Raw genomic sequence first — 12,676 nt, 5'->3', positions numbered from 1 at the left:
TTGCACGTATGGTTGACGTTGTGCAATCCCGATACGGATGGACGGACGAATATGTATTCGATATATTGCCAGCTGAACGTATTCGTATGGTTTTTGAAATAGTGAATAGTCAGCGTCATGAAGAACAGAAGGACAAGTTACGCCTTGAAGCCTTTTCTGTTTGGCTCACACACAATGACAAAGGTATTTCATTTGACGAGTTTGTAAGTCAATTGAACTTAGCTTATGTAGATCCAGACGAGACAGAACGCGACAACGAAATGACTGCTGATGATGCATGGGGAGTGGCGCGCAATATCTTAAGTAATTTCCACCATAGAAATGAGGTGGATTGATGTTACAAGATTTATTTGAACTTGTCGGAAGGATACGCGTAGATACAACCGGTTTGGATAGTGCGTTACAGCAAGCGAAGAGTCGAGTTGAAAGTGTTGGAAAGAGTTTTTCGAGCGTAGGGCAGAAAGTTTCTGATGTCGGTGACACAATGACCAAGAAAGTTACGTTGCCGTTCGTCGCGATTGGAACCGCTGCTTTGCACAGTGCTGTATCCTTTGAGAGTGCGTTTGCTGGGGTTAGAAAAACAGTGGATGCAACAGAGGAAGAGTTTGGTGAATTCAGGAATACAATTTTAGAAATGTCAAAAAGATTACCTGCTACAGCCAATGAGATTGCAGCTGTTTTCGAAATGGGTGGACAGTTAGGGATTGCACAGAATTCACTAGAAAGTTTTGCGGGCACTATTATTGACCTCGGCGAATCGACAGACCTTTCACTCGAACAAGCAGCCACATCATTTGCAAGATTCGCGAACATTGTAGGGATGTCTCAAGACGATTTCGATAGACTCGGTAGTTCCGTTGTAGCACTCGGTAACACGATGGCAACAACAGAGTCTGAAATCGTTGGCATGTCAATGCGTCTTGCCGCTCAGGGTGCACAGGTCGGGATGACCGAACATGAAATACTAGCCTTGTCAGCAACTATGTCATCACTAGGGATTCAAGCTGAAATGGGCGGTACTGCCATGACAACGATACTCAAAAAGCTGCAGAGAGCCGCTATGGATGGCGGAGCGGCATTAGGAACTTGGGCAGAAGTTGCGCAAATGTCTAGTGAAGAATTCAAAAAACTGTACAACGAAAGTGCAGTAGACGGATTGGATGCGGTTGTAAAAGGTCTTAATACGATTTCTTCTCGCGGAGAGAATCTAACCGACGTGCTAGAAGATATGGGTATTAAAGGAATATACGAATCTGATGTACTCTTACGTATGTCTGGTGCATCGGATTTACTTGGTGAATCGTTAAAGACGTCTGCCGATGGGTGGGAAAAGAACAAAGCATTAAGTACAGAGGCTGGCGAAAGATACGCGACAACAGAGTCACAATTGAGAATGCTGAAAAACGAAGTAACAGCGGTCGCTATTCAATTTGGCGAGATCATGATTCCGATTTTACTCGATTTAGTACGTGCGATTAAACCCATCGTCGATTGGTTCGGAAGTCTAAGTGACGAAACTAGGAAAACGATAGTTGTAATCGCCGGACTAGCTGTCGTAATAGGTCCTATTTTAATATTCCTAGGAAGTTTGATAGGTTCGATTGGGAATATAATAAATTTGTTCGCTACGTTTATTGGTGTTGGCGGTAAGGTAGTAGGTTTATTCACTAGATTCGGCAGCACTATAACCAGAATAACGGGATTCGCAGGAAAATTGTTCGGAGCAACAAGCAGAGGTACAGGCGTATTTGCTCGATTTCTTCCGATGCTTGGGCGCTTTGCGGCAATGATACCTCGGCTACTGAACCCGATTGGTTTAGCAATCTCAGTATTTCTAGTCGCTTGGAATCTAATGCTAAAAGCTTTAGGGATTTCGACTGGTGAGGCATTTGTTTTATTAGGCCGAGCGATAAAAGATGCGGGTAGCGCAATCGGTGGATGGCTCATGAATTTAGGTGGCACAATTGTTGAAGGTTTGGAAAATCTACTTTCATGGGCGGGAGATTTGTTTTCTGATTTTATTGAATCGACCGTTGGTGCGATATCAAAATTCATCACTGTCGCTCAAGGTTTATGGGATTCAGTAATCAATATGATTATTGATTTCATCGTTAATGCAGTTGCGTTGATTATAGGATTTGTCATAGATGTAATTGCACAATTCGTGAACTTGTCCAATGAAACAAAGAGGATTTTCAACTTAATATTGACAACGGTTGCCAAAACACTTGGTGATATGGTAAGAAACGCTTTTCAAGCGGCAAAAAACTTTGTAAGAGCAATTGTCGGCGGATTTCAGAATGCATGGAAAGGCGCATTAGAATTCGTAGGAAAAGCATCGACGCTTGGTGTTGATTTCGCGAAAGGTATCGCAAAAGGTATCACAAGTGGCGCTAAATACTTGAAAAATGCAATTGTGGGCATTGGTAAGGCTGCACTCAACTCGTTCACAGATTTCTTCAAAATCAAATCCCCATCAAGGGTGATGGAAGACGAAGCGAAGTGGTTACCTGCTGGAATTGCGGCTGGAATAGTAAAGAATGTAAGCAAAGTCGGCAACGCGATGGGTGTTGTTGGGGGCGTTGTTAAACGTAGTTATAAAAATGCGATGGAAGGATTATCGACGTTAAGTATACCGAACGCAGCTAACATCTTACCGACCCCAAGACGTATCGAATTTGCAGGTGTACCACAAAATGAAACAAGACGTAGACGTGGTGAGGAGTCGGAAGGCGGAACTGTCAATGTCCACGTTAGGAAATTAGAAGATGCTTCAACGCAAACCATTCAAAACAAGGTAGAACGCAGATTTTTCAGTAAGGCACGGCAAAGGGAGTGACTTGGTTGGCAAAACTTTATATAAGGCCGCGTGAGAATTTTTTTATCCAAGAGCCGATTGTAGATGTGGGGAGTGGACCTAATCAGTCTTACTCCCTTACTTTAAATTACAAAACGCCTGGATGGATTGCGTTCGATTTCGCGACGCAAATTGCACACAATGCAGAAGGTGAATTAACACAAGCGAGATTTGAATTTTTTGTTGATGGCGTGAAGCGATTTACAGCGAGAGGACCCTATGCATTTCCACGTGTTTACGTATACGTCGATGAAGGCAAACACACTTTTGAGTGGAAGAATAATAGTGATTTCGGAGCAACGGATTGGTCTAAGATTCGCTATATAAACGGCACAGCGTTTGAACTCGTTGATGATTTTGTTGGTATTGATCAAGAAACGCCACCACAGACATTGCAAAAGATTAATACGATGGATACATTAAATGGTTTCAATCGTTATCAGCAGGGATCACCGGGCGGTGTAGAGATAAACTTTACGTTGACGTTTGCGCCGAAAAAAGACGCAGATGACAATGTGTTGAGTGCGTATGACCATTATGCCAATTTCATGGACAAATTCCCGAATTTTTATATTTTAAAATACAATTACGGTTTATTTGGCGGTGCAATATTAGATCCGCAAGCATCGAACAAAGGTCCACTAACATTTTTAGACTGTCTTTTCCACTCGCCAATGAAATCCAAGAACGACGTGGAGGTGTGGTAAATGAGAGATGCCAGTCAATTGTTGTGGCACTCAATCATGAATACCTACCAGATCGGGAGCCATGACCGCGAACCGGTGCGATACGTCATTGTACATAATCGTTTTCTCGGTAAAGAGGGTGACGTGTTTTTAGTGGATAAAGCTAGATTGCCGGGTGTTATCGACATCTCATTGAGTCAAGAAGTGGAGAGTCCGGCTTATTCGTATTCCGTGACGTGCGAGGACAAGGATGGTTTACTATCGCCGGACTATTTTCGTGGTAAAACACCTGGGCTAGAAGCGTTTCGAGGACACCTTGTGAGTCCGTGGAAAGGGCAATTGCAAGCAAACTCAAAGATTGAGATACATTTTGGTTATGGTGATCAAATTGTAAGAGTAATGACTGGATTAATCGACGAAGTGGCCGTTAATGCAGAAGCGCAAACTATCACATTATCAGGACGATCGATGTATAAGCGAATGATCGATAACACGGTTAGACCTTACGAAGATTCGAAACATTTATTACCCGACGCTTCGATGACGTTACCTGATGCGCTAGAGAGGGCATTCGACTATGCTGGCTTGATCTTTAAAGGTATCCCGATTATAGACGAGCAGAGCGGTGAAGAATTTTTAATCGGAGAACCAATGGGGCTACGTGGAGAAACGTACGATACAGTTATAAAGCCCTTGGTTAATTCGGTGTTTCATTATTTTTACGAGTTGCCAGACGGGACGGTAGAACAACGCGAACTACCACGCTTTTCGCAAAAAGTAGAAGCGGTGTTTACAGTTGATGATGAAATGCACTTGACGGCACTTGAATATAAATACGACGACACGGAAATTTACGGCACAGTTATTGTCGAATCAAATCGGATGGCGGATGCATATTCCTCGTCATTTTTAACGGACAAGATTTTAAATGGCGAAAGACGAGAGGTTGTCATTGAGTACCCTTGGGCCAATACGTCTTTTAAACGTAAGTTGGCTGCACTGGCTTATATAACGAGGATGCTTTATAAGGTACGTACAGTAACTATAACAATACCTGCAAACCCGTTGCTAGAATTGTATGATCCGATTCGAATTCAAGAAAAAATTAGTACAGTATCAAGCAATTATCATATCCGTTCGATTGATTACAATTTTAATTCAGGAGGATTCACCCAAACTTTAGGGTGTTCGATTAATGCAGGGTTCGAAAAAACCGAAGTACCTCCACCACCAGTAACGGATTTTCCAGATGTAGAGTCGTCGACAAAAAAAGTAACACTGGGAATCTGGGATAACGGCGGGGTGGATTTAGACATTATCACAATTCGACTAAATGGCAAATTGGTGCAAAGTAACCTTGTGCTCGATAGTACAGCGGAACTAATTAGTTTAACTCTTAAAAAGGGTGTAAACGTTATCGAATTTATTGGTGTTTCCGCAGGGGCGTCAGCTGATTTGACGGCAAGTATGTTTTTGGAAGATGAAAATAAAAAACTACTTACACCAACGGAAGTAATACTGAATATGCCACGCGGCGATAAAGTGAATGATTTAGGTTATTACCAAGGAACAAAACCTGTAAGAAAGTGGGTAGTTGATTATGTATAACGATCCACCGAAGGACTATTCTACTGAAAAAGTAACACTTGCGAATGTATATGATCCAGTTAAATACATGCTTAAAAATTTACAAAGGCGCACATCGTTGTCGATCGATAATAAAATTTCAAAGAACAATAAAAAAGAAGGCGGGACATTACATAGAAACGGTCATTTTCTCAAAAAAGTTGAGGGTGACCGTTTTTATGATTATCTCCTTTATTACAATGCTAAAAATTTATTAAGTCATTTCGTGACCATTCATAAGATGACAGGTAAAACAGAACAGTGGACGCTACACTTCGCACCAAACGGGCACTTGTTACGGTATGATTATGAATTAACCAATGAAGGGATAGAAGAGCAACACGACGATTCTGAAGCTTTGTACGATGGGTGGGGAGAGTCGGTTGACTATTATTTATGAGGTGGAATTATGGGTGGCGGATTTAATGTTAACTACACAGCGGGTGGGCGTTTAGATGCACCTTTTTATCCGAGTAAACCGAATCCTTTTATTAAGGGGTTTATCCTAGAGGTCGGCGAAACTACAACACAAAAAGAATACACCCTTGAACAGGATGCGGAGTTTTTAGGTATCGCATTCGCAATGAGTGAGTATTACACACACGACAATATAACTGTAAAGGTAAATGAAAAAAATATACTGGAAACTGTGTACACAAAGGATTTGCCGGAAGGTATTTTCTTTACAACGTTAATTCCACTAAAAGCGGGAGACTCAATTACATTCATTTTTAACAACATAAGCCAGAATCCTAAAGATGTGTGGTATAACTATCAGTTTTTAATAGACGAGGAGTGAAGAAATGTACATCGAAACGCAGATTACAGAGGGGAATGTCTTAAATGAGTTGGCTGCCATTCTGACTGATGCCGATTGGACCATAGAGAGATACTTTAAAAAAACAACATTTCCGGCCAGTCTTATTAATCCGCAGACTCCTGAATTGGCACAGAGTACAATTAACTTCGGAGTGGCAGAACATATGATCTTGAAGCATCCGGATAAACGACGGGACATTTATTACGGTATTGCCTTGTACGGAGAAATGAGCACGAAACTTGGTTTTTTGCCACAAGATTATTGGCCGAAACAATATGCTCCTGCAATAAAGGATCCAGACTTACCATCCGTAACGATTCATAAATTAAATGCACAAAAACAAGAATTAGCAGATTATATTACAAATAGATATCCGAAATTTAAGCAAACGCATACGTTGTATTTTTACATGATAGATAAAATCACTGAAGACGTACCACATAACGGCGATATTATAACACCTTGGAACGGTGACATTAAACAGGCGGCGCTTGACATTGAAGTGCATGAGGGTGCTTGGTACATACTACAAGGATCACCGACATGGACAACAACAATTGCATATCCGGAATATCGACAAAGTCCTATTTCAAGTGCATCTATTCGTATTCCGGCATTTGAAAACATCGACGGTTCAAAATCAATGGACAATCCATTTCAGCAAACGAACTGGTATCACGACAGCCTAATTGATGTTGAGGGGATAGCGCACAAGGACTTTTGTTTCTTGATGCTTCATGGGGATGCGTCAGCATCTCACGAAAATAACGGTGTACCTAAAATCCCGTTATTTATGGGGAAATTCATTCCCGAAGATCCTGAAGATAAATTTAATTATGCGATTGCAACTGGATCGGCGTTTAAAACAAATACGCCGACATATGACTTTGATAGTCCAACACCTTTCGAAAGTACGTTACAGCCATTGTTAAAAGATTATGTACGGAAGCCGTCAAATGCGGTTGATAACATCATGGTTTATCGCAACAAAAAAGGATCGATGTACCAAAGTCACCACTTATTCGTAGATGCGGCTTCCAACCTAATGCCCCCAGCGAGAAGTCATGAAGGAAAAGGCTTCCCGCGAGCGTGGCAACGAAGCGATGCGGAAGCATACAACTATCAGCACAACCCATCACGATATACAGGCAAAGTACCAGCTACAGAAGCGACAATCGCACACGCGGATGAGGGTGTGCGTGGGAAACTTCCCATGTGCATCTTGGCTAATCCAATTAGTTTGAGTGATGGCAACGAATTGAAAGTGAGAGTGGCATTTTGCGAGGATGGACACGATGTCTACAAATATCATTTAGTTGAGGGAGTGTCGGCATTTACTAAGGTGCCAGGAGTCCCTTATCGACCGATGGGCATTGGTTTACTGAAAGAAAGTTACAAGGAGGATGAATAAAATATGAAGTGGTTCGACAAAAGTTCATTCGTCCAAATGTTGCCACAGGATATTACAGAAACATTCATTGAAAACGGATGGAAAAATTTCCTTAAATATAGATATCGGTATGGAAATACCACTGAGGCAGGACAAAAATACGCGGATGTTCGACTGTTTCGCTCGACTGGGAGTGATCGCGTAAAGCGCAACCTCGGAATGGTGTTCGGTTACGACACGGCAAAGTCTTCTTTCGCTGACAATCGCATCATTTCTGACAACTCGCCACTTGGGATTTTGGGGGTTGGAGACGGAACTATCAGAGATTTCCAAGTTAAAGTTTATCCGATTGATAAATACGAAGACGTTGATGTGTACGTGGACGGCACGCGTGTAAATGACTCGCGCTACGAAGTAATTGACCGCGATGGAATTATTCGATTTAAATCAGCGCCAAGCGACGGCTCTTTCATCACAATAACTTATAAAATGGCAAGTACGGCTCCAGAGCCACCAACATTCTTAGTATTCTTTACATTCGACTCAGTTCATTTATCGAGACTTGTGGGTGACGACGAACCGATTAACATTGCAGATGGCGACGGAGAAACAACTGAGTTTTACACGCCGACAAGACCCATTAAGTTAGATTCTATGTATTTATATATCAATGGAATCCTGTTAGAAAATGAGGACTATAAACTTGATCTAACAACTGGAAAGATAACGTTTAATGAGGCGCCAGCACTTGGCGCGGAAATAACTGCGAGATATATCACAATTATTGAAGGTGCAACGCTTGGAAAAGTTGGCGATGGTGACGGTGTGAACAAGGAATTCTGGACGGAGAACGCGCCAATTGCGACCGATTCTGTCAGGGTTTTTGTGAATGGCATACTACAAGACAAAGGAGGTTACGAAGTTGATCATGAAGAGGGTAAAGTCACATTTAATGTAGCACCGGTTCTGGGTGCTGAAGTTACGATTAGTTATATCGACTTAACCGGAAGTGCGCCGTCGGGAGTAACGCAACTTGATGGCGATATTAGAGCGTTGAAAAGCTTTAATCCGAACGACCCGAGAAGTTTGATGGATGCGGTTTATTCATCTCTTGACTATAAGATTCCGTCACTGCCGACGGTACTCGATTTCACGAGCGAGTCGGAATTCGGGCGCGGATGGCAACGAGATTCTTTCGTGTACAACTGGGGCAATATCAACAAGGATCGTTGCATGATGTTTATTCGTCCAGACCCAACAACCGATGCAGAGTCGGCTTTGTTTGCGCCACTATACTTTGGACGACTACACGGTAAAGGAATAACACCACGCAGAAACATGATTATCGCGGCGGGTTCAAGTTCGTTGCGAGAGATTAGGTATCAGCCTAATGCTGAACTAGGCGGCCAGATCGTTGACTTTGGAAAGAATACATCCAATGGAAATCAGGGTGTGCAACTTATGCAGGGGGTGGGAGGTGCATACTACCAACAGCACTATTTGAAATTCCATACAGCCAGCCAGAATATCGACAACGGAGAAGGTAAATTCCAACCGTCCGTATACTCAGGAAAGTATCACGTATCGCAATTTAAGATTACGCACCCAAATGACGGTGACGTGGGTTACTTGGATGACGTTCTAGCGATTCACGCAAAAGGCATTCATCAAAGTAATGAAATGGAAGTCGAGCGTGACGTATATAACGAAGTGTTAGGGTTCGGCGATGGCATTAATCGAGTGTTCCACGTTAGACATGCACCTTTCGGAAATGAATTCCAATCTGTTCAGGTGGATTGTATGGAAGTAACCAACTTGGAATACGAGTATGATCCAGATACTAAAACCATTAAATTCAATGTAGCTCCAGAACAAGGGGAAGAGGTTATTGTTGGATACTCATACAGCCATCTATACCAATTCAACAAACCGACAACACCAATATCGGCGTTTACACTGGCTAAGTTTACACCACATACGGAAATTGGTATCGGTGTACTAAAAGACCCTCAAAAGCCACGGAAGGTAGTAAGTTAAGGAAGGAGGCTGAGGTGAATGAATCAGCCTCACTCTTCTTTTTTTTACTTCAAGGCAACAAATAACGCTTGGGATGCCGAACGCGACTTCAAAGCGCGTGTTGGATCGGTAGAGGAATTTGAAGCGTATTATCATTTTTACGCAACCGAACTTGACGAACTGCAGCGAAAACATAATTTCGTGACGAGATTCAACGCAACCGACGAATTAGAATCGCACTACAATTTCTTCGCGCAATGGCTTGTTCATGATAAACAGTATGATTTTACTGGCATCATTGCACCGCTGGAAATGGAAATTGAGTACGAAGACGAAGCGGATATGATTGCGACAGTACGAACTGTTGATTTGACGAAAATTTCACAAGCGAGTAGGCGAACAGTAAACGAAACAGTTGTCAATAATTTAATTGAATTACTTTCATCAAATGAGAAAAGCGCGTGTGTTGAAACTTTTACAACCTCGGATACCAAGCAAGATACAGAGATCGAGATTGCCAAAACGATAAATGCGGAATTTGATGTTGCACATCATGTAGCACTAGATGTGAAAGAAACTGGAATCACCCCTATTAATAAAGATGCTGTCATCGGCGAAATTTGGAATATTGAACACGAAAAGTCGTTTGAATTAGCAATTGACAACTCATTTGAAATCTTCATGCAAAAATCTCTTTCGGTAAATTTGGAATCGGTCGAGATATTGCGTAAGATAAGTTGTCCAATCGCGGAAATAGGAAAACTTGAATCTGCGTATGTGCCCACTAATAAACTAGCAGTCGTTGATCTGTTGTTTGAAAGCAACAAAGTTCAAGATGTCCAAACCGAAATCGAAGATACTTACGCAGTTGATGCAGCTGCTATCGATGCCGGTATCGAAAAAATTCATCTGGCAGACATGCTAGAAGAAAAAATAGCCGAATTAGAAAAGCTTTGTGTTGGTGAAACTCGAGTAGTGAGAAATACATATGTCGAGTACAGCGAGCGAGCGACAAGTAAGATTGCCAGATTATCAACTCTCGAAAATGGAACTAGTGCAGATAGTGTCATCGTGAAAAACACTGTTGTTGAAAGTCATGTAGTGGCAAACACAGAGGTTGCGCGATACATTGACGTCGAACGAGAAGCCATAGCCGATATGTCGCAAGAAAAAATTACAGACGTTGATGAATCGGTGGGTGGAGTAGTAGAAGCCGTATATGACGCTGAAAAAGAAAATGCGAATTTAGGTATTTCCGTAGCGAAACATAGTATAGGCATTGAAGGCCATCATTTATCAGAATCGAATCCAGCACTAAATGCAGAACTCGAAACTCCTACTAAGATGGATTCAGAAATTATTCATACCGTAGATTTAGGAGCCTTTGCGGACGGCAAACGATTTGAGTCAGTCGATGCAGTAATGCAACAATTTGTTGATTCAGCGAAAGTTCAAAACATGTCAACCGAAATCGAAGATACTTACGCAGTTGATGCAGCTGCTATCGATATGGATGTCGAAGAATCTCACTTAGCTAACAGATTAGATAAATCCATCGGTATAATAGAAGGTTTTCACAATGGAAAGTCGCACGTAGTAAAAAATGGTGAAATTGAACAACAAGCAAATGGAAATGTTGAAGTTAATAGTCATGCAGATGTTGAACGTCAAATCGGAATCGATATTGGAAAAACGATATTACCAGCAAACATTGAGCGACAACTGGGTGTAGATAGAGGAACAGCAATAGAGCTTGCAGAAATTAGTGATTTAATAAGAGTAGATTCTGAAACGACTGTTCAGTCCGGTATTTCCAAGTTGTTTAATAGTGATAAGTCGAAAATTACAATGGATACCGACATCGAAGATGTTCATAAAATCGATCCGGCCATTTCATTCATGGGTGACATTGAAATTTCACATCATGCAAAAAAAAGACTAACTGAAATCGTTGCTGATATCGAAGAATTCTTAAATTCTCAACTAGATGCTGGTGATTTAGAGGCGGAAATAGAGAATTCCATTCATTCGGATCTAATACACCAACACATGGCAAGAATTGAATATGGGATCCATGCAATTAAATTACAACAGTACATTGCTGATTTGGATGAGCTGTTGAAGGGAGAACTACCAGAAAAAACAGAGCGTGACAAGATAATCTGGTTAATCATGGGTAGACCTTCGTGGATTCACCAATATTGGCAACGTACAACGAGGTAGGTGGTATTGAATTGAAAATATACAGACGAGATAGCGGTGTTGTGGTAGACGATACATTTAAGTCGTTGGGTAATGAATGGTCAACAACAGATGTAAACTTAACATCCATCAACGATGGACTTGTAATCGAGCATAGCGAAACAAAAGATGTTCGTGTACTGAGGGATATTCCTTTAGATGCGAGCGTTTTTTTCATTTCCGTTGATTATACGCCGACGCATGAAGGTGAAAAAGCAGGGATCACTCTATATAAGAATCGTAATGAATCGATTGAATTACTGGAATTTAAGAATGGCAGACACGAGGAATTAACAGATGTGAAAGTTATCAAGAATGGTGATGAGTACACCTTTGAAATGAAACGTGGCCAAGATTGGGAGTTTGTTGATTCATTCGAACACAACTTCAACAAGATTGGTTTCGTAACGAAACAAGGTCTAAGTGCATTTGACAATTTAGTTGCAACGCGCTTTCTGGCATTGAGAAGTGACAAGTTAACGGTTCGTAATTTATTAGATGGCTTTCGCGTTGAGTTGGAAGGTGACAGCGTTACAGTCGTTGGTGATCATGCAGAAATAACTGTTAAAGATGGAATAGTGGATGGTACGTTGCGCATTTTCGACGAACTGGATGTACTGATTGCTGAAATCGAAGGTGTTTTTTACGGCGGTGATACGTGGAATTTAGGATCATTCCTTGTGTTGAAAAAAGACGGCATTGAGTTATCGCAGTTTGATCCGACGAACCTCGGAAGAATTGTCAATAATAACTTAGAAACATTGCTAGAAGTGTACAATCCAGCGTCGATAGATGCGCTTGGGTTGGAATTGCAGGTCAAACAATACGTTGTCAATTCCGATGGTAAAGTTGGCTGGGAATGGGTTGATTTGGCGTGGGACGATAACGGAGTTGCAGGTAACTATAACAAAGACATTTCTATCGAGCGAGTAGGTGCAAATTCATCTATTTTCTTCTGGGTGCACGTAAACAAAGATAGCGCAGTGCCAAAAACAAGCAATTCAGTCTACTTTACTATCTATTTAAAGCATGAGTAGGAG

The 12,676-nt window shown here is 41.6% G+C and carries 10 protein-coding genes; all 10 read left to right on the top strand.

Going from position 1 to position 12,676, the window contains the following annotated elements; translation table 11 throughout:
- Positions 1–8: 8 nt before the first annotated feature.
- The 10 genes from ACFPRA_RS01345 to ACFPRA_RS01300 are packed head-to-tail and all read left to right on the top strand — an operon-like array spanning position 9 to position 12,673.
- Entirely contained in the window at positions 9–335 is a 327-nt protein-coding gene (locus ACFPRA_RS01345; RefSeq protein WP_381429665.1) for a hypothetical protein, read from the top strand.
- The gene (locus ACFPRA_RS01340; RefSeq protein ID WP_381429663.1) at positions 335–2,839 is read left to right on the top strand and encodes a phage tail tape measure protein; all 2,505 of its coding nucleotides are present in this window, start codon (positions 335–337) and stop codon (positions 2,837–2,839) included. The genes ACFPRA_RS01345 and ACFPRA_RS01340 overlap by 1 nt, the downstream gene beginning before the upstream one ends.
- A gap of 5 nt (positions 2,840–2,844) precedes the next feature.
- The gene (locus ACFPRA_RS01335; RefSeq protein ID WP_381429661.1) at positions 2,845–3,564 is read left to right on the top strand and encodes a hypothetical protein; all 720 of its coding nucleotides are present in this window, start codon (positions 2,845–2,847) and stop codon (positions 3,562–3,564) included.
- Complete coding sequence (locus ACFPRA_RS01330; protein ID WP_381429659.1) at positions 3,565–5,151, top strand: hypothetical protein; 1,587 nt, start codon at positions 3,565–3,567, stop codon at positions 5,149–5,151.
- Positions 5,144–5,569, top strand: a complete 426-nt coding sequence (locus ACFPRA_RS01325; protein ID WP_381429657.1) for a hypothetical protein — start codon at positions 5,144–5,146, stop codon at positions 5,567–5,569. The genes ACFPRA_RS01330 and ACFPRA_RS01325 overlap by 8 nt, the downstream gene beginning before the upstream one ends.
- Before the next feature lie 9 nt (positions 5,570–5,578).
- Entirely contained in the window at positions 5,579–5,968 is a 390-nt protein-coding gene (locus tag ACFPRA_RS01320) for a Low copy number virion structural protein (RefSeq protein ID WP_381429655.1), read from the top strand.
- Positions 5,969–5,972: 4 nt separating this feature from the next.
- Positions 5,973–7,400, top strand: coding sequence for a hypothetical protein (locus ACFPRA_RS01315; protein WP_381429653.1), 1,428 nt, complete (start codon positions 5,973–5,975; stop codon positions 7,398–7,400).
- A 3-nt stretch (positions 7,401–7,403) separates the two neighbouring features.
- The gene (locus ACFPRA_RS01310) at positions 7,404–9,416 is read left to right on the top strand and encodes a hypothetical protein (protein ID WP_381429651.1); all 2,013 of its coding nucleotides are present in this window, start codon (positions 7,404–7,406) and stop codon (positions 9,414–9,416) included.
- 18 nt (positions 9,417–9,434) lie between these two features.
- Entirely contained in the window at positions 9,435–11,618 is a 2,184-nt protein-coding gene (locus ACFPRA_RS01305) for a hypothetical protein (RefSeq protein WP_381429650.1), read from the top strand.
- Positions 11,619–11,629: 11 nt separating this feature from the next.
- On the top strand, positions 11,630–12,673 hold the full coding sequence (locus ACFPRA_RS01300; RefSeq protein WP_381429648.1) for a hypothetical protein: 1,044 nt from the start codon (positions 11,630–11,632) through the stop codon (positions 12,671–12,673).
- The last annotated feature ends 3 nt before the right edge of the window (positions 12,674–12,676 follow it).

Source organism: Sporosarcina soli, from assembly GCF_042655805.1.
Taxonomy (GTDB): domain Bacteria; phylum Bacillota; class Bacilli; order Bacillales_A; family Planococcaceae; genus Sporosarcina; species Sporosarcina soli.
This window is presented reverse-complemented; position numbering and strand designations above follow the sequence as displayed.